Annotated in this window: 18 protein-coding genes; 8 read left to right on the forward strand and 10 right to left on the reverse strand. The window is 31.1% G+C overall.

Translation table 11 applies throughout. The features are described 5' to 3' along the window. Positions 1-232: 232 nt before the first annotated feature. Positions 233-3,997 carry a phosphoribosylformylglycinamidine synthase gene (locus tag ACZ5N4_RS20690; protein WP_464204385.1) on the reverse strand — a complete coding sequence of 1,255 codons (3,765 nt, stop codon included), beginning with the start codon at positions 3,995-3,997 and terminating at the stop codon, positions 233-235. Positions 3,998-4,250: 253 nt separating this feature from the next. Further along, positions 4,251-4,499, reverse strand: a complete 249-nt coding sequence (locus ACZ5N4_RS20695) for a hypothetical protein (RefSeq protein ID WP_464204386.1) — start codon at positions 4,497-4,499, stop codon at positions 4,251-4,253. 303 nt (positions 4,500-4,802) lie between these two features. Between ACZ5N4_RS20695 and ACZ5N4_RS20700 the strand changes: the two genes are divergently transcribed. Beyond that, a complete protein-coding gene (locus tag ACZ5N4_RS20700) occupies positions 4,803-4,940 on the forward strand; it encodes a hypothetical protein (RefSeq protein WP_464204387.1) in 138 nt (45 codons plus the stop codon). Positions 4,941-5,040: 100 nt separating this feature from the next. Here ACZ5N4_RS20700 and glyA read toward each other — a convergent pair whose 3' ends face one another. Beyond that, complete coding sequence (glyA, locus tag ACZ5N4_RS20705) at positions 5,041-6,276, reverse strand: serine hydroxymethyltransferase (RefSeq protein WP_464204388.1); 1,236 nt, start codon at positions 6,274-6,276, stop codon at positions 5,041-5,043. Positions 6,277-6,537: 261 nt separating this feature from the next. Between glyA and ACZ5N4_RS20710 the strand changes: the two genes are divergently transcribed. Continuing rightward, positions 6,538-7,311, forward strand: coding sequence for a threonine/serine exporter family protein (locus ACZ5N4_RS20710; protein WP_464204390.1), 774 nt, complete (start codon positions 6,538-6,540; stop codon positions 7,309-7,311). After that, the gene (locus ACZ5N4_RS20715) at positions 7,308-7,766 is read left to right on the forward strand and encodes a threonine/serine exporter family protein (RefSeq protein WP_464204392.1); all 459 of its coding nucleotides are present in this window, start codon (positions 7,308-7,310) and stop codon (positions 7,764-7,766) included. Before ACZ5N4_RS20710 ends, ACZ5N4_RS20715 begins: the two co-directional genes overlap by 4 nt. Before the next feature lie 131 nt (positions 7,767-7,897). On the opposite strand, the gene ACZ5N4_RS20720 is transcribed toward ACZ5N4_RS20715, so the two are convergent. Together ACZ5N4_RS20720 and ACZ5N4_RS20725 are read right to left on the reverse strand one after the other, a co-directional pair. Next, entirely contained in the window at positions 7,898-8,173 is a 276-nt protein-coding gene (locus ACZ5N4_RS20720; RefSeq protein ID WP_464204393.1) for a metal-sensitive transcriptional regulator, read from the reverse strand. A gap of 186 nt (positions 8,174-8,359) precedes the next feature. Continuing rightward, positions 8,360-9,190 carry a Cof-type HAD-IIB family hydrolase gene (locus ACZ5N4_RS20725; RefSeq protein WP_464204394.1) on the reverse strand — a complete coding sequence of 277 codons (831 nt, stop codon included), beginning with the start codon at positions 9,188-9,190 and terminating at the stop codon, positions 8,360-8,362. Between the two features lie 138 nt (positions 9,191-9,328). On the opposite strand from ACZ5N4_RS20725, the gene ACZ5N4_RS20730 reads away from it, so the two are divergent. Continuing rightward, positions 9,329-9,802, forward strand: coding sequence for a DUF4883 family protein (locus ACZ5N4_RS20730; protein WP_464204395.1), 474 nt, complete (start codon positions 9,329-9,331; stop codon positions 9,800-9,802). 255 nt (positions 9,803-10,057) lie between these two features. Further along, on the forward strand, positions 10,058-10,708 hold the full coding sequence (locus tag ACZ5N4_RS20735; RefSeq protein ID WP_464204396.1) for a DUF4397 domain-containing protein: 651 nt from the start codon (positions 10,058-10,060) through the stop codon (positions 10,706-10,708). 53 nt (positions 10,709-10,761) lie between these two features. On the opposite strand, the gene ACZ5N4_RS20740 is transcribed toward ACZ5N4_RS20735, so the two are convergent. The 3 genes from ACZ5N4_RS20740 to cax all read right to left on the reverse strand — a co-directional run bounded on the left by ACZ5N4_RS20740 (position 10,762) and on the right by cax (position 13,096). Then, the gene (locus ACZ5N4_RS20740; RefSeq protein ID WP_464204397.1) at positions 10,762-11,403 is read right to left on the reverse strand and encodes a lactate utilization protein; all 642 of its coding nucleotides are present in this window, start codon (positions 11,401-11,403) and stop codon (positions 10,762-10,764) included. 268 nt (positions 11,404-11,671) lie between these two features. Then, positions 11,672-11,884 (reverse strand): cold-shock protein, encoded by a 213-nt coding sequence (locus tag ACZ5N4_RS20745; protein ID WP_464204398.1) that lies wholly within the window; start codon positions 11,882-11,884, stop codon positions 11,672-11,674. Between the two features lie 171 nt (positions 11,885-12,055). Next, entirely contained in the window at positions 12,056-13,096 is a 1,041-nt protein-coding gene (cax, locus tag ACZ5N4_RS20750) for a calcium/proton exchanger (RefSeq protein WP_464211019.1), read from the reverse strand. Positions 13,097-13,523: 427 nt separating this feature from the next. Here cax and ACZ5N4_RS20755 point away from each other — a divergent pair, with 427 nt between their 5' ends. The 3 genes from ACZ5N4_RS20755 to ACZ5N4_RS20765 all read left to right on the forward strand — a co-directional run bounded on the left by ACZ5N4_RS20755 (position 13,524) and on the right by ACZ5N4_RS20765 (position 15,788). Beyond that, on the forward strand, positions 13,524-13,907 hold the full coding sequence (locus ACZ5N4_RS20755) for a NusG domain II-containing protein (RefSeq protein ID WP_464204399.1): 384 nt from the start codon (positions 13,524-13,526) through the stop codon (positions 13,905-13,907). Positions 13,908-13,996: 89 nt separating this feature from the next. Continuing rightward, positions 13,997-14,515 (forward strand): Gx transporter family protein, encoded by a 519-nt coding sequence (locus ACZ5N4_RS20760; protein WP_464204400.1) that lies wholly within the window; start codon positions 13,997-13,999, stop codon positions 14,513-14,515. A gap of 412 nt (positions 14,516-14,927) precedes the next feature. Continuing rightward, on the forward strand, positions 14,928-15,788 hold the full coding sequence (locus ACZ5N4_RS20765) for an oligopeptide/dipeptide ABC transporter ATP-binding protein (RefSeq protein WP_464204401.1): 861 nt from the start codon (positions 14,928-14,930) through the stop codon (positions 15,786-15,788). Between the two features lie 175 nt (positions 15,789-15,963). On the opposite strand, the gene ACZ5N4_RS20770 is transcribed toward ACZ5N4_RS20765, so the two are convergent. Further along, complete coding sequence (locus ACZ5N4_RS20770; RefSeq protein WP_464204402.1) at positions 15,964-17,214, reverse strand: cation:proton antiporter; 1,251 nt, start codon at positions 17,212-17,214, stop codon at positions 15,964-15,966. Between the two features lie 401 nt (positions 17,215-17,615). Beyond that, complete coding sequence (rnfB, locus tag ACZ5N4_RS20775) at positions 17,616-18,512, reverse strand: RnfABCDGE type electron transport complex subunit B (RefSeq protein WP_464204403.1); 897 nt, start codon at positions 18,510-18,512, stop codon at positions 17,616-17,618. Between the last annotated feature and the right edge of the window lie 17 nt (positions 18,513-18,529).

An 18,529-nucleotide genomic window follows, 5' to 3' on the forward strand; every position in this document is an offset into this window, starting at 1 on the left:
TCAGATTTTCATCAAACACCTTTCAGGTTTAGATATTTAAATAAAATTCTATCTTAGCTTTGTTATGATTTCCACTTCTCAATACTGAAATTTAACTTCTAAAAAGAAAGTACAGGGATTATTCAACCCCTGTACTTTCTTTATTAAACAAAACTATTATTGAACTTTAAACCCAAAGTTAATTTAACTAAAGATATACATTTGCAGTTACACATTTAGATTAAATACTTTTCTATTTAAAATACTGTACTCCAGCTTCAAATATTCTTTGATTCTTATTACCCGGAATGTTTTTCAATACATTTTCTCCTAGTCTTTCTGAGTGGGCCATCTTTCCAAGTACTCTTCCATCAGGGCTTGTTATACCTTCAATAGCATAAACAGAACCATTAGGATTAAATCTTATATCATAAGTTGGATTACCATCAAAATCTACATACTGTGTAGCTATCTGTCCTTTTGCTATTAGTTCCTTAATAGTATTATCATTTGCTACAAATCTTCCCTCTCCATGGGATACAGGTATTGAATGCATATCTCCAACCTTTACATTGTTAAACCAAGGAGAAAGATTAGATGTAATCTTTGTATTTACTACATTTGAAACGTGACGTCCTATTTTGTTATAAGTAAGTGTTGGGCAACTTTCATCTATATCTACTATTTCTCCAAATGGTACTAACCCAAGTTTGATTAACGCTTGGAATCCATTGCATACACCAAGCATAAGACCATCTCTATTCTTTAATAAGTCCATTACAGCTTCTTTTATTTTTGGATTTCTAAATACAGTAGCAATAAACTTACCTGAACCATCTGGCTCATCCCCTGCGCTAAATCCACCTGGAAGCATAATTATCTGAGATGATTTTATAGCTTTTTCCATGTAATCTACAGATTTCTCTATATCTCTACCTGTTAAATTCTTTAATACCATAACCTCTGTATCGGCGCCGGCTTTTTTAAAGACTCTTTCTGAGTCATATTCACAGTTAGTTCCTGGGAAAACCGGTATAAATACCTTAGGCTTAGCAACTTTAATAACTGGACTCTTGATATTTTCTGCAGTAAACTGTACTAATTCTATTTTCTTATCTATAACTTCTGTATTCGTAGGGAATATATTTTCTAGTTCTTTTTCTGAGGCTTCTATAATGCTATCAATGCTTATTTCTACTCCATTTACAGATATAACAGAAGCAGTCTGTGTTACTCCTAATATCTTATATTCTAATCCTTTTAATGCTTCTTCTAAGTCCAAGTCACTTGTAACTTCTATTATTATTGATCCATATTGTGGTGCAAACAATTCCTGTTCATCGATATTATTAATAAAATTCATTCCTATTTTGTTTCCAAAGCTCATTTTACTTACTGCTTCACAGATTCCACCTCTTCTAACTGTTATAGCAGATAATACTTGCTTCTTATTAATCATGGAATTAATAGTATTATAATTTTTCTTAAGAACATCAAAATTCGGAAGGTCATATTGATCCCTTAATAACGGAATTATTATAACCTTATTTCCTGCTGCTTTGAATTCAGGAGAAATAACTTTATCCACATTAGTTACATTAACCGCAAAAGATACTAATGTTGGTGGTACATCCATATCTTTAAAGCTTCCTGACATACTGTCTTTTCCACCTATTGCAGCAATACCAAGTTCTTTTTGAGCATGCATAGCTCCGAGCAGCGCTGAAAATGGTTTTCCCCATCTTTCCGGATCATCATTTAATCTTTCAAAGTACTCTTGGAAAGTAAGCCTTACCTTACTAGCATCTCCACCACAGGCTACAATCTTAGCTACAGATTCTACTACTGCATATACAGCGCCATGGAATGGACTCCATTTAGCAATTTCAGGATTATATCCATAAGTCATTATAGTTCCTGTTTTAGTTTCTCTATTTAAAACTGGAAGTTTTGCAGCCATTCCTTCTGGTGGCGTTAATTGATACTTGCCTCCAAAAGGCATAAGTACAGTTCCAGCTCCAATACTGCTATCAAATCTTTCAACAAGCCCTTTTTGACTACATATATTTATATCACTTAAAGTATCAATCCATTTATCTTTCAGATTATCTACTTCTACATTAAAACTAAAGTAATTTTTATCTTCTTGTGGTGCTTTTACTTTTATATCTGTCTTACTTCTTACTCCATTTGTATCTAGAAAATCTCTGCTTAAATCTACTATTGCATTTTCTCGCCAATACATTTTTAATCTTCTGCTATCTGTTACTTCTGCAACAGTTGTAGCTTCAAGATTTTCATCTTGCGCATACTTTATAAATTTTTCTTCATTTTCCTTCGATACAACTACTGCCATACGTTCTTGTGACTCTGATATAGCAAGTTCAGTTCCATCTAAACCTTCATATTTTTTAGGAACTAAATCTAAATTTATATTCAGTCCTTCTGTAAGCTCCCCTATTGCTACTGATACACCACCAGCTCCAAAGTCATTACATCTCTTAATCATAGTACTTACTTCTTCTTTTCTAAATAGCCTTTGAATTTTTCTTTCTTCAACAGGATTTCCCTTTTGAACTTCCGAACCACAATTAAGGATTGAATTTTCAGTGTGCTTCTTAGAAGAACCTGTTGCACCACCACAGCCATCTCTTCCTGTTCTTCCTCCCACTAATATTACAACATCTGTTGGAACAGGTGTTTCTCTAACTACATTTTTCATTGGAGCTGCACCAATTACTGCACCTATCTCCATTCTTTTAGCTACATAACCTTCATCATATATTTCAACTACTTGACCGGTAGTTAATCCAATCTGATTTCCATAGGAACTATAACCATGGGCCGCTTCTGTAGTTATCTTCTTTTGAGGAAGCTTTCCTGCAAGAGTATTTTCTATTTTTACTCTTGGATCTCCACTGCCCGTAACTCTCATCGCTTGATATACATAAGATCTTCCTGAAAGTGGATCACGAATAGCACCTCCAAGACAGGTTGCTGCCCCACCAAAAGGCTCAATTTCCGTTGGATGATTATGTGTTTCATTTTTAAACATTACTAACCACTTTTCAACTTGTCCATCAATTTCTGCATCAACAACTATACTGCAAGCGTTTATTTCCTCAGATTGATCTAAATCATCAAGCATACCTTTTTTCCTAAGTTCTTTCATACCTATAGTTGCTATATCCATCAAACACATTGGCTTATTTTTATCTAAATAAAGGTTGTTTCTAGTATTTATATATTCTTCATATGCCATTTTAATTGGAGCAGTTAAGTTTCCATTCTCTATTTCTACTTTATCTATTTCTGTCATAAAAGTAGTGTGTCTACAGTGATCTGACCAATAAGTGTCTATTACTTTAATCTCTGTAACAGTTGGATTTCTTTTTTCTGTATCTCTAAAATATTGCTGACAAAACTTTAAATCATTAAAACTCATGGCAAGTCCTCTAGTATCCATAAAAGTTTTTAGCTCAGCATCATTCATTTCCACAAAACCCTCTAAAGTTTCAACTTCATCTGGTACTTTTAGCTCCATTTCTAAACTATCTGGCTTTTCCAACAAAGCTTCTCTAGAGTCAACAGTGTTTATACAATAATTCTTAATTTTATTAAACTCTTCTTCAGACACATCTCCTTGTATTACATATACCTTAGCTGATAAAATGTTCGGCTTTTCACTCTGAGTCAGTATTTGAATACATTGAGAAGCAGAATCGGCTCTCTGGTCATATTGGCCTGGCAGATATTCTACAGCAAAAGCTTTATCACATTCATTTATGATTATCTCTTCTTCATAAATATAGTCAACTGTTCTTTCAGAAAAAATAGTATTTTTAGATTTTTCATATTCTTCATCTAAAATTCCTGATATATCATAACGATTAATAACTCTTACTCCTGATAAATACTTAATATTTAAGCTTTCTCTTAAATCCTTAAGTAAATTTTGAGCCTCAACATCGAACCCTGCTTTTTTTTCAACATATAATCTTCTAGCATTACTCTTCATTTTCATTTCCCCTCACTTCAGAATTTTTACGAACATTTTTTAATAAACTTAAAATATAATTCGCAATTATTATATCACAAATTCATTATTTAACCAATATTAAATTAGCAAATATATTATAAATTTTAAAACCGCTAAAAAAAACAGTATTATAATCAGCTTCAATTGATTATAATACTGTTTATGCCTTTATTTGCTGGCTATCATCCTTAATGCTTCCAATAAGGGATGATATACTCCTTGATAAGTTCTGCTAATTATTGATTTTTCCAATCATAAATATTTCTTTAGCATATTTACCCAAATTACGAACATTATTATATAATGGTTTGTCCTTTGAAACTACTCCTTTTACTACATGTCCACTAACAGTTTTAATTTCCACTTCTTCTCCTACTTCACAATTCTCTAAACAGCACCCTCTAATATAAACTTTAAAAGAGTGATCTCCATTGCTGTGACCTATTTCTTCGATTTCAATCCAACTTCCTCTTTTTATCATTAAAATCCCCCCACTTACTCATCCTAAAATTAATTTAGGCATCTGAAAGAAAATAACAAGTCAAAGATGCGACGGATATTTTGTGTCAGACAAGGAGGCAGGTTCCGCAGATAGTCAGCACTATCTAAGGGTTCTGCCGACGCAGTATGACGAAAAATAAACTAACATACTGACTAGTTATTTTTTTGAAGATGCCTTATCTTTATAAATTATATGCAATATAATTTGTAAATATATTTATATTTTTAAAAATGGGGATAATAATCCTAAAATATTAATCTTTAAACAAGGAGGAATATAACAATGAATAGTGGTTGCAGAAGCGCTAATAACCCTATCAATAATGATATGAGTGGCAGAGACGATGCAGGAAAAAATAATAAAAATGCAAAACGTAAGAAATCTAGTTTTTTCTTTCTTTTATGTTTAATAGTAGTTTGAGTGGGCATAGTGCTAGTGGAACTAGCCTCAATAATCATAGGTGCATTAGGAGCATGAGTAAACCCTACTCAGTACATAAGAACTGAGTAGGGTTTTATTCTTAATTATATATTGGATATCTACTACATAGTTGATATACTTCTTCTTTAATGTTAGATAAGTCTTTGTCTCTGTTCTCTATCGTATAATTTATAAAGTAGGCTATCTTTTTCATTTCATCTTCTTTAAATCCCCTTGTAGTAACAGCCGGGGTTCCTAATCTTATACCGCTAGTAACATTTGGACTTAGCTTATCAAATGGTATTGCATTTTTGTTTACCGTAATTCCTACACTATCTAAAAGTATTTCCGCGTCTTTTCCTGTTATGTTTTTACTTGTTAGATCAACTAAAATTAAATGATTATCTGTACCACCTGTAACTAGTCTGAACCCATATTTAATTAATTCTTCTCCTAAAACCTTGCAGTTTATAATTACTTGATTAATATAATCTTTATATTCATCACTCAGTGCTTCTTTAAAACACACTGCTTTAGCAGCGATAGTATGCATTAATGGACCACCTTGAGTTCCCGGGAAAATCATTTTATCTAAATCCTTGCCATACTTCTCCTTACATAAAATAGCTCCCCCTCTTGGTCCTCTTAGAGTTTTATGTGTTGTAGTTGTTACAAAATCTGCATAAGGTACTGGTGATATATGTTTTCCTGCAGCTACAAGTCCAGCTATATGAGCCATATCTACCATCATATAAGCTCCAACCTCATCACAAATCTCCTTAATTCTTTTAAAATCTATTTCTCTCGGATAAGCACTCGCTCCAGACACTATCATCCTAGGCTTGTACTTCAAAGCCAAGTTTCGCATTTCTTCATAGTCTATTTTTTCTGATTGCTCATTCACTCCGTAAGATATGAAGTTATAAAGTTTACCGGAAAAGCTAACGCTGCTTCCATGTGTCAAATGGCCACCATGAGCTAAATTCATCCCTAAAACTGTATCTCCAGGCTCAAGAACAGTCATATATACTGCCATATTCGCTTGTGAACCTGAATGGGGCTGCACATTTACATACTCTGCGTTAAACAATTTTTTAAGTCTTTCTTTTGCTAAGTTTTCTGCTATATCCACAACATGACATCCACCATAGTATCTTTTTCCCGGGTAACCTTCTGCATATTTGTTAGTTAGAAATGAACCCATAGCTTCCATAACGGATTTACTAGTAAAATTTTCTGAGGCTATAAGTTCTACTCCCTTTTCCTGTCTCAACTCTTCTTTCATTATGGTTTCATAAATTTCCTTGTCAGCGTTTTTTAAATTTTCAAAATTCAAATTACACACCTCTCCCCTTTTTTCAAATTTTAAGTGGTAAAATTAATTTTAGTACTGAAAACAAGCAATTCTTAAAAGTTCTTTAATTAAATTATAAATCTTTCCCATCATTTTATCAATATTTAGTAATAAACTTATTTATTTACATATGTAATAAAGCTAATTGTAATGTTAAGGTTAAAGTTTTTTAAAACTAATATGATGTAAGTTTTACTTTATGTTATAATACTTTATATAATTTTTAGTATAAGGGGAATGATCATGGATTTTAACAGAATAATAAATATGGCTACATATGCTGGGAAAATAATGTTAGAAAGTGGAGCCGAAATATACAGAGTTGAAGAAACTATGATAAGAATTTGCAGCGTGTGGAATATTCATAATTTAGATACCTTTGTAACCCCAACTGTAATAATGGTTTCCGCTTCAACTACATATGGGCAACCTATATCTATCGTTAAAAGAATAAAGAAAAGAACAGTTAACTTAGAGAAAATATCACAGGTTAATGATATTTCTAGAAACATAAAAAGTAAAGGTCTAACGCTAGATGATATTGAAAATAAGTTATCTAAAATCGAATCATCAAAAGCTTATAGTGATAAACTAAACATAGTTCTTTCAGGAGTAGCTGCCGCCTTCTTTTCATTGGTATTTGGCGGAAATTTAAGAGATTTTTTCGTATCATTCTTTATAGGTTGCGGCATTAGATTTATATCATTAACTTTAAGCAATTTATCTGCAAATGATTTCTTTATAAATATATTATGCGGTTCTTTTACCGCTATAGTTGCTTTAGTATCTACGTATTTAAATATAGGTTCGCACTCAGACAAGATAATAATAGGTTCAATTATGCTCCTTGTACCTGGTCTTGCAATAACGAATGCAATAAGAGATACTATATCTGGAGACTTACTTGCCGGAATTTCTCGTGCCGTGGAGGCGTTTTTAATTGCCGTTGGCATTGCTTTGGGTACTGGAGTTGTTTTAAGATTTTGGCTTGTTTATTTTGGAGGTGTAAAACTATGATTTTAAGTTCTATATATACACTTATTGCTACACTATGCTTTTCAGTTATATTTAATATAAGAGGGAAAAATTTGATATTTGCAGCTTTAGGCGGCGGCTTTAGTTGGTACATTTATTTGCTTACCTCTTCCCATTTAAGCGAACATAGCATTTTACCTTTTTTTATTTCCTCAGTAGTTGCTTCAGTATATTCAGAGATAATGGCACGTGTCTTAAAAACCCCTGTAACTACCTTTGTAATATGTGGTATCATACCGCTTGTTCCTGGCGGCGGAATGTATAATACTATGCTTCAATCTATACAGGGAAATTTAAATGGATCCCTAACTTTAGGATTGCAAACTTTATCTATAGCCGGCGCAATTGCTATAGGAGTGTTTTTTGTATCTTCTACATCAAGGTTATTATTTTTGGTTAGGAGAAACTTAAAAATGAAGTTAAATAAATATATTTAGTACTTTTATCGCTAAATTTTATTAACCAAAAACTTTGATGACTATAGATATCCAACTCTGATAATTGACTTAACCAAGGCACCCCTATGAATACCGCTAATTAGTCAAGCACTCAGGTTGGATATCTACGACTACTTCAAAAACATTGTAAGTGTTGAAACTAATTCTTCTAATTTTTTTATTTCTTCTTTGTTTTCTGAATCGCATCCAAAACATCTCTTTGCATAGTTTTCCAATACGATTGCTCCTACTTTATTAATGGCAGCTCTTGCCGCTGCAACTTGAATTAGTATATCTTTGCAGCAAGATTCATTATCCACCATCTTTTCAATACCTTTAATTTGTCCCTCTATTCTTCTTAGTCTCGTTTGTATATCTTTTTTTGTCACTATACTTTTATCCTCCATAAATACACACTCCCAATTATTATTAATTTTAAATACCTATACCCCGTATTTTAAAATTATATCATCTTTATTATTGACTATCAATAAATTCTTTATCCATATAAAAGAGATACGCAATAATACGTATCTCTTTCAGTAATAATTTTTTCTTAACTATTTAAGGCATCTTTGACTTGTTATTTTCTTTCAGATGCCTAATATAAATTTTTGTATAACTTCTGCTATAGCACCATTATTATTATCCTTTTCAGTTACATAGTCGGCATGTTTTTTTATATAGTCTCTTGCATTATTAACTACAACACCTAAACCTGCACAATCTATCATACTTATATCATTTTCATCATTGCCGATGGCAATGCACTCTTCTATAGGTATTCCATAATTACTTGCCAATACTTTAAGAGCAGTTCCTTTAGATACTCCTTGGCTAAGTATTTCTATATTATTTATTTCTGACTTTGTAGTCTCTATCCCTATTATTCTATCTATTCTTTTTCTTAGTTCATCCAAATATTCTATGTCATCATCAATAACAACAATCTTATTAATATCAAACTCAGCTTTCTCTATAACTTCTTTTGCATCAGGCACTAACCTTATTTCAACTCTAAACTTCCTATCTATTTCTCTATTAAAATTATAAAGACTTTCTGCTGTAAATCTAAACTGCTCACTATAAATAGCACTTTCATCATAAAAGTGAAAATAAGTATCCTTTTTTTCCCTTATTATATCTATAACCTTCAAAATATCTTTTTTATCGATTGATTTGGAATGAACCACCTCTCTATTTTCATCCAATATTATAGCTCCATTACAACAAATCATTGGCTGTTTCTTTGATACAGTATCCCTATAAAACTTTAATCCAGAAGGTATTCTTCCAGAAGATATAACAAATTTAACCCCTTTATTAACAGCTTTTTTTATCATATCTAGGTTATTATCTGTTATGTGCTTATCGTCATTTAATAAAGTTCCATCCATATCTACAGCTATAATTTTATATTTCAATGCTATCACTCCTAATTGTTGTAGTATTTGGTATCTAAATCTATACTTAATATTTTTTAAACTTTAACTATCCATGTAATAAATAATCAATTATTAACATAATGTATTTTAGAATTAATTTATATTAGGGTGGTGTAATTGAAAAAAATACTAATTTCCCTTTGCACTTTATTTATTATATCTATTTTGCTTGTAGGGTGCAATTATAATTTTAGTAATATTAGCTTTAATAAAACTAAACCGAATAATTTTTATTATACAAATATTCTAGCTAAAAACTTGACATTAGAGTCATCTGTAAAATGTGTAATATTAGATACAAACTTTTATAAAGAAAAAGAGCTTTCAAAAGAAAATCTAGATACAGTAAAATCTATGTTAAAAGCTCTCAATAAAAATAATTTTGTATCCAAGCCTAAAGACATTCCAGAAAAGCCTATATATAAAATGTTTTTTACCTTTAATAAAGAAAAACTTGTAATTAATGTTTATAGCGAAAAATATTTGTCAGTGTATCCATGGGACGGCAACTATTCAATGGATTATATAGATATGAGCAGCCTCCCTATTTCATTAAATTTATATAATCTTTGCAAATTCACATTCAATTAAATAATTTTTAAGTAAAAATTTGCGCTAGATAATACCCTAAAGCTTTTTAAAAATTAGTAAAGGGTTATATATCTAGCCTAATTTTATATAATAATTTACAAGCTTCTCATTTTATACAAGCCACAAGACATTATCACCACATATGATTTTATTAAATAGCTTATATATTTAACAAAATTATAAGCTAAATATTGTATCATATACTTAAAACCAACATATATTGTTATTACGAGTAATTTTATGAAAGGTGCTTAAATGTTTATATGTCCTTATCTTTTTAGATCTAATATCCTATTTAGAAATCCTACCTCTTATATAAGGGTACTACACGCTAGTCCTGGTTCTCCTGCTGTAGACATATATATAAATAATGTTCCAACTATTAGAGGGCTTGCTTATAAAAACTTTACAGACTATGCACCTATAGATTCCGGTTTATACAACATAAAAGTATACCCTAGCGGCAATACAACACGTCCTTTAATAGATACTAGCTTATTTATACCTGATGGAATTATTTATACTATTGCTATAATAGGAACTCCTCCAAACATCAGCCTGCAAACAATCGAAGATACACGCAGACCAATAATAGAAGGTAAAACCTTATTAAGATTTGCCCATTTATCACCTGATACACCTAATGTAGATATAACTTTACCTGACGGTACTGTATTATTTAATAATGTTGGATATAAACAAGTTACACGGTACATTTCAGTAAATCCTGGGGTATACAGAGTGCAGGCACGTTTAACTGGAACAGATAAAGTAATTTTAGAAGTGCCTAATATTAATTTGTCTCCTAATAGATTCTATACAATATATGCAGTAGGTCTTAGCTCAGGTAATCCTCCTCTTCAAGTCTTAATACCACTAGATGGAAATAGTTATCTAACTCCTTAGTTCGAAAATCCTTTAAACTAATTTAAAAGGGCTTGGTTTAACCAAGCCCTCTATTAATACCCTAAATCTTTTGCCACAATTATTACTTTGATTCTTCCCTTTTGCCCCTGTTTTCTGATAAGCACATAGTCGTTACATATTCTTTCTGGACTATCACACTCCATACAGTATCCTAGCTTTGTGCAAGGAGTTTTTCTATTAAGACGCTTTGCATTTGCAGGAGCTGCACAATATTTCATACGATTATCTGCTTCTTGTATATCTTTTACAATTTTATTTACTCCTACTACTACAATCACCTTATCTGGACCATAAAGCATTGCCGCTACTCTATTCCCAGTACCATCTACATTATATAGTTCACCACTTTCAGTTACAGCATTACTGCTTACAAAATAAGCATCCGCACTAAAACTTTTTCTAAAAATCTCATTTATTTGTTCAACTGTTAGTCCTGGTGCATATCTATCTAAAAAATTATATTTTCCATTCCTTAGAAAATCAATAACCCCCGTTTCAAAAAGAGTCATAGACCCTCCAACGGAAACAGTATCTCCTTCTTTGATAAATTCAGAAATTTTATCTATTACAGCCTTTTCGTCTGCAACATAATATGTCTCCATATTATTTTTCTCAAGACTCTCAATGGTTCTCTTTACTCTCATATCCATTACGTATTTAACATTATTATCCATATCTATTCCCCCCATAAATTTTATATAAAATAACTAATTGCCACTAGTAGGACATCCTATAAAAGTGACTATAAGTCTCACTTTATAGTATAAAAAACTAAGGCAACTTTTTCAATGGCATCATTATTTGAAATTTTATTATAATGTGTGAATATAATAAAGAGGATGCCTAATAACAAGACATCCTTTTATCCTCTCTATATAGCGGTTTACAATCTTTAAAACAAAGATTTAACCTTACTATAAAGCTATAAACACTTCTTAATATCTATAATTTATGTACATTAGATGCTTGCGGTCCTTTTGGTGTTTCAACTATATCATAACTAACTTGCTGTCCTTCACTTAAATCTTTTCTTCTTCCTTCTTCTTTTATAGCAGAATAATGAACAAAAACCTCACCGGATCCATCATCTCCTGTAATAAATCCAAATCCTTTTTCGTCATTAAACCATTTTACTACACCTGTTGACATTGACATTCTCCTCTCTTCTTATATCTACAAGCTTGCAAAAAAAGTTTTATGCTTGTTTCTCACACTTTTTCTTTAATCAAATAATCAAAACCTTTAAACCCTATATCTAATAGTCGGGACTAAAATACATGATTTATTTTTATTATTTACATTATTCTTATATTAATACAGTAAGTTTTAAATTAAAAAGGAAATTGCAATTATAACATACACCGCTATCAATTGAATTCCTTCAAGCCAATTAGATTCTCCATCACTAGCTACTCTGTTTACAATAAGAACTGATACTATTAGTGCTACCATTTCAAATTCATTGAATATAATACTCATTGGCTTAAACAGGAGACTCACGAATACCAATACTGGTGCAACAAATAAAATTATCTGCAAACTTGATCCTACCGCTATTTCCACTGCTACATCCATTTTATTCTTAAGTGCCATAAGTATTGCAGTACTATGCTCCGCTGCATTACCTATGATAGGAATAATAATTATACCTACAAAAAATTTACTTAATCCTAATGATTCTGTCATTGGTTCTACAGAACTTACTAAATATTCACTTTCTATAGCAATAGCTATAGTACAAACTAATAAAATAATTATAGACCTTGAAATGCTCCATTTTGGTTCTGATTCATCCGCATGCTCTGACCCATACAAATCTTTATGAGTATAAAAGGAAAAATAAAGACCTAATAAATATATTATAAACATTGCCAAGGCAACGCCTATACTGAGCCATTCATACTTTCCCGTAAGAAGCTCATTGTTCACTGTATGAGTAAATATAGCAGGAATACTTAACCCTATAACCGCAAATAAAAGCATACTTGCGGAAACCTCTACTATGCTTTTGTTAAACTTTTGGACCTTATATTTAAGTCCTCCTAAAAACATACTTGCACCTAATACTAGCAAAATATTCCCTATAACGGAACCTGCTATAGAGGCCTTTACTACATCAAAAAGACCCTCCTTCAATGCAAAGAAAGATATTATAAGCTCAGTAGCATTCCCAAAGGTTGCATTCAGGAATCCCCCTATTCTAGGTCCTGAATATATTGATATTTCCTCTGTTGCTTCTCCCATCAACCCAGCAAGGGGTATTATAGCTAAAGATGAAAATATAAAAATCCACATAGGGTCCATTTTCATAAATTCAGCTGCTATACTTATAGGTATAAAAACAAGTAAGTATTTTAAAAATTTCATCATCTACACCTCACAATAATTTCACCTTAGGCATCTGAAAGAAAATAACAAGTCAAAGATGCGTTATACACACCTTAAACACATATTTATTATTATACATAATATCATTACATTTCTATGCACTAAAGCCCTATTTCATATTTCCATATTTATTTTACCAGAATATCCACAGTTTACAATAAAATTAATTATAAAGTTCTATTTATTTTGTGACTTTTGAAGTTGTAAACACTTATGTATTATAGTAAAATTTTATATGTGTCGACTTTTATTTATTATATGGTTGCCGCCTCAAATCATAGGTGTAATCTCGCCTCACTTAAGTAGGCATACAAAATCTGCGATTTTGAGATGATCGCTTACTCAGTGAGTACTCATTCGACAATAGGAGAAAGAGTTTCATATTAATATTAGAAAGGATACTAAAATGAAAAAAGGAGATAAAATTGCAGCTATACTAATCGCAGGTATAATCATTTTGAGCTTTATAGGTGTTTTTGCATATAAACATTATATTAGCGGGTCTAGCCGTATAGCTGTAATTGAGCAAAACGGTAAAGTAGTTAAAACTATAGATTTAAATAAGATAAAAGAAAAAAGTGAATTTATTCTCCCTTACAACAACGGTCACTTTAATAAGGTAGAATTGGAGCCTGGAAAAATTCGCATTATAGATGCAGATTGTCCTGATAAAATTTGTGTAAAAACTGGTTGGATATCAGAACCAGGGCAAACATCAGTATGCTTACCACATAAGTTAATGATAAGAATAGAAGGCAAAAGCTCATCATATGACCAAATCTCTAGCTAGATTTAAATTGTTTTTTAATGATTGTAAGTTACAAATCTAGGAATTACCTAACAACTTAAAAATTTTTATTAAAGAATTAAGGTGTAAACATGAATAAAACAAAAAGAATGGTATTTTTAAGCTTTTTAGTGAGTATCGCTCTTGTAATCTATATAATTGAAGCTCAAATACCTGTTTTATTTCCAGGTATAAAGCTTGGGCTTGCTAATATGATATCACTTGCAGCACTTATATTATTAGGATGGAAAGAAGCTCTGTTAATAATGATTTTAAGAACAACTTTAGGTTCTATATTCGGAGGGACTATGCCATCCTTTATGTTCAGTCTAGCAGGAGGATTTTTAAGTAATATCGTAATGATTATTCTCTATAAAAACTTTAAAAATTCTATGAGTATATGGACAATAAGTATATGTGGAGCTGTATTTCATAATATAGGTCAGCTATTTGTAGCCTCAATTGTAGTACAGAACTTTAGAATATATGTATATTTGCCAGTGCTTCTGGTATCAGCAGTACTTACAGGATACTTTATAGGACTTTGTACAAAATTTTTGACCACTCACTTAACTAAAATTTCTATTTTTAAAGAATTTCAACAACAATAAATATATTGCTTTAATTAAAAAATAACTTTGATTAATTTCAAGGTTATTTTTTACGTTCAATTAAATACAATTCTAAATTTTTGACTAATATTTAACTAATAAATCTTTCTAAAAATAAAAAATTAGATATCATTGAATAATATCCAATTTTTTATAACTTTTTATTTTAAATAAAAACATTTTACAATAAATGGATTTTTTTCACGAAGTACCGTGTATACCTAGCTTTTATAGTTAGTAAAATGTTGAAAAAGGAAAAACGATTTTTATATAACTGCAGCAATATTCATGGAAATTTGCTAGAGTTTTCTGATAATTGATGTTAAAATAATAACAATATAATTGTTAAATTTATACCAATATTATAGATATTTTATTGTAAAAATAATATTATCATAAGGAAGTGTATATTATGTCAGAGTTTAAAGTTTTATCAAAGGAAACCATTACTGTGGATATTAAACCTGGTGAATCTTTATTGATTATAAACAAAAAGAAAAAACTCTCTCCTAATAGCAGAATCACCTTTAAAGGTGAAAACATTATAGATATAGCAACAAAACACGCTAAAAGAGTAGATAACTCTTTTATGTCTTTGATCAAAGTTTATTTAACCTCCCTTAATCCTATAAGAACTATAGGAAAACAGTGCCATGAGGCTATCTCTAATTATACTGGATTGTCTATTCTAGAATCAGAGGTTAAATTAAAGGAAACCTTAAATAACTTATCTTGTCCCGATATCGACACTTTAATCAAAAAATTTCCTTTTAAATTAGAAGCCTATGAAAAACAGAGACTAATGTTTGCACTAGCCTTTTTAATCAAACCAAAACTTATAATTTTGGATGATACAATTTTTAAAATGGAACCTAAAATAAAATCTTATATATTAAAAGAGCTCGAAAAACTTAGAAAAGAAAATAAGACTAGTCTAATATTTATATCAAAGAAACTTGATATTGTTAATGAAGGTATAGATATTATTGCAATTATGTATAAAGGTACTGTAGTTGAATTTGCAAAAAAAGATTTAATTCTAACAGACCCTATTCATCCTTATACAAAATATCTTCTAAACCATAAGAGTACTTTAGATTTTACAGAAGAACAACTAGAAATCGTTAACTATGTGACAAATATTGTTAATACACCTAAAAACGGATGTTCTTTCTGCCTAAATTGTAAAAAAGCATCCTATGACTGCGTATATATGCCACCTAAAATAAAAACCATAGGCAGAGAACGACAGGTAATTTGTAATAGCGTTTAAAGGTAAATAATTCTAAAGTTTATCTATATAGGGCTCAAAGGCCGAAAATTGACTTACACCACGAGCTATGCTTCCAAGCTTCAGCTTTGGAAACATAGCACTTTGTGTAAGTCAATTTTCTAGCTTGAAACCCTATATAGGAAAACTAACTGACCGCTTTTTATCCCTATAGAGCCTATTTTTCTTCCTTGCAAGCATCAATATCGAGCTTTAGTACCTTTGCAAAATACTTAGCTGTACTTGCCTGAACACCAATAGTAATAATTATAGCCATAGATGTTACTGCTGATATTATGTCTGCATGTTGCACTTTCATTGATATAATCATTCCGGCTAGAGCTGCAGGTATAACACCTGTTTCTCTTGTCCACATAAGATAAGCTATTTCCCTAAAGTTCCAAGATGCTTTTCTATCAAGTATGACAGAGAAGAATACAGATACTGGTCTTGCCACAAATATGAAGCCAATTACTATAATTAAAGCTCCTCCAAAGTATTTAGATAGAATATCAAAGTTCATTTGAATACCTAGTAGTACGAATATCATTATTCTTAATATAGAAATAAGTACTTCTTTAAATTTTAAGTGTAAATCATAGGATTCTTTTTCTATAGCTGAAAGTTTACATGCTTCTTTATTTCCACAAACCATACCAATTATAAAAACTGCCATAAATCCACTGAATCCAAGATGGGATGCGGTGAAGTAAGCTAAAAGTACTACAACTACAGCAATTTCTCCTGCATATCCTTTTAATAAACCAAATTTACTTTCAGATATCAACAATGTTGCTATGTATCCAATAATACCTCCAACTAATACACCACCACCAGCTTCTTTTAACAAGTCAATGATGCTGTGACCTAGTGAGAAAGCCCCCCCAGAAACTATGCCTATAATCGCAAACGTTATTATTGCTCCAGCCGCATCATTAAATGCTGATTCTGATATAATTGTTTGCTTAAGCTTAGGGCTTATATTCATATTTTTAAATAATGGTACAAGTACTGATGGATCAGTGGACGCAATAACAGAGCCTAAAAGTAAAGCATACATAAAGTCAATATTAAGTACCTTATAAGCAAAAAATCCTGTTATAAAAGTTGATATTAGTACACCTACAGTAGATAACATTCCTACTGACAACTTAACTTCATTTAATACTTTAAGACTAATTTCTCTACCACCATCATACAATATATATGATGCTCCAAATACTAATATAAGTTGATTGGCCACAGGATATTGATCAAAATTTACTAAATTTAAAACAGAGGGTCCAACTATTATACCTGCCAATATAAAAAACACTACATCTGGCATATGTACCTTCTTCCCTATTTTAGCAAATACAACACCTGAAAATATAATTAAAGCTAGCAACTTCATTAGATTTTCCGTTATTAATACCACATTCCCTTCCACTATATCACACTCCATTGCAGTTATTATTCCTATAAGTTGTCATCATATTGACTATAACCTAATTTTATATAAATATTTATCTTTGATCCAATTTAGTTTAATTTTAGTATTACTACTGCCTGTTTAAAATACATTATATCATAGCAACTTCTCTTTTGTAACTATAGCTTACAGGCATAATCTGTAGGCATAAAGAGTGATATATGCTGATATATAGTTAATAACTCTATATCAATTATTCTTCTACAGATATTATTAGCATATATTTAAGTTTTCTAAAATAAAAAAATTTACTAATACACAAACTCATAATTATAAATTTGCGTATTAGTAAATAATATATACAATAATATTTAATATATTTCTAATGTATCTTTCTCTTTTATTATTTAATGCTTAAATTATTTGTCACACTTGTTACATTCACCACAGCTATCGCAGCCTGAAGAATTCGCTGCAACCTCCTGCTTACTTGCTATTATCGCTGCTGCCCCTACTCTTTCTTGTATAGCTTTTGTCGGACATTTAGCTATACATGTAGGCTCAGTACACTTCTCATAGCATATATGGGAATCAACTACTGCTAAATTATTTTCAATTTTGATTGCACCATGTGGACAGTTCTTGCCGCATATTCCACATCCTAGACAAGATATTGTGCAAACCTTACGAGCCTGTGCGCCTTTATCTTTTGAGTTACAATTTACACTTACATGTGCTCCAACAGGCATCATTTCTATAACTTTTTTAGGACAAATAGTTTCACATTTTCCGCAACCTGTACACTTATTTAAATTAACTATTGGCAGACCATTTTCTCCCATTGATAGAGCATCAAAGGGACATGCTTTCGCACAGTTTCCGAAACCAAGACATCCATATTGACATCCTTTTTGTCCACCTTGCATTAAACTTGCTGCAAAGCAATCTTGTATACCTTCGTAGTTATATACCTTAGCTGCTTTATCTACTGATCCTGCACATTTTACATGAGCAACTCTTGGCTCCATTTCTGGAGCAGACTTACCTGTTAACTCTCCTACTATTTTCGCTACTGGAGCTTTACCAGGAGCACAAAGATTTGGAGGTACATCTGGATTTAAAACTACTGCTTCAGCATAGGCCAAACAACCTGCATATCCACAAGCACCACATTGACCCTTTGGAAGAGCATCCTCAACTATATGAATAAGTGGATTAACCTCAACAGCAAATTTTTTATTAGCATATGCTAAAACCAAACCAAACACTAGACCAACAAGTGTCATTACAATTAAAACCATTATTGCAGTATTCATTTATCTCTCAGCTCCTT

The organism is Clostridium nitrophenolicum, assembly GCF_055391695.1.

Excerpts from the sequence above, each read along its gene's own strand:
- ACZ5N4_RS20690 (WP_464204385.1), bottom strand. The coding sequence starts at position 3,997 with ATGAAGAGTAATGCTAGAAGATTATATGTTGAAAAAAAAGCAGGGTTC.
- ACZ5N4_RS20695 (WP_464204386.1), bottom strand. The coding sequence starts at position 4,499 with ATGATAAAAAGAGGAAGTTGGATTGAAATCGAAGAAATAGGTCACAGC.
- ACZ5N4_RS20700 (WP_464204387.1), top strand. The coding sequence starts at position 4,803 with ATGAATAGTGGTTGCAGAAGCGCTAATAACCCTATCAATAATGATATG.
- ACZ5N4_RS20710 (WP_464204390.1), top strand. The coding sequence starts at position 6,538 with ATGGATTTTAACAGAATAATAAATATGGCTACATATGCTGGGAAAATA.
- ACZ5N4_RS20715 (WP_464204392.1), top strand. The coding sequence starts at position 7,308 with ATGATTTTAAGTTCTATATATACACTTATTGCTACACTATGCTTTTCA.
- ACZ5N4_RS20720 (WP_464204393.1), bottom strand. The coding sequence starts at position 8,173 with ATGGAGGATAAAAGTATAGTGACAAAAAAAGATATACAAACGAGACTA.
- ACZ5N4_RS20735 (WP_464204396.1), top strand. The coding sequence starts at position 10,058 with ATGTTTATATGTCCTTATCTTTTTAGATCTAATATCCTATTTAGAAAT.
- ACZ5N4_RS20740 (WP_464204397.1), bottom strand. The coding sequence starts at position 11,403 with ATGGATAATAATGTTAAATACGTAATGGATATGAGAGTAAAGAGAACC.
- ACZ5N4_RS20745 (WP_464204398.1), bottom strand. The coding sequence starts at position 11,884 with ATGTCAATGTCAACAGGTGTAGTAAAATGGTTTAATGACGAAAAAGGA.
- cax (WP_464211019.1), bottom strand. The coding sequence starts at position 13,096 with ATGAAATTTTTAAAATACTTACTTGTTTTTATACCTATAAGTATAGCA.
- ACZ5N4_RS20755 (WP_464204399.1), top strand. The coding sequence starts at position 13,524 with ATGAAAAAAGGAGATAAAATTGCAGCTATACTAATCGCAGGTATAATC.
- ACZ5N4_RS20760 (WP_464204400.1), top strand. The coding sequence starts at position 13,997 with ATGAATAAAACAAAAAGAATGGTATTTTTAAGCTTTTTAGTGAGTATC.
- ACZ5N4_RS20765 (WP_464204401.1), top strand. The coding sequence starts at position 14,928 with ATGTCAGAGTTTAAAGTTTTATCAAAGGAAACCATTACTGTGGATATT.
- rnfB (WP_464204403.1), bottom strand. The coding sequence starts at position 18,512 with ATGAATACTGCAATAATGGTTTTAATTGTAATGACACTTGTTGGTCTA.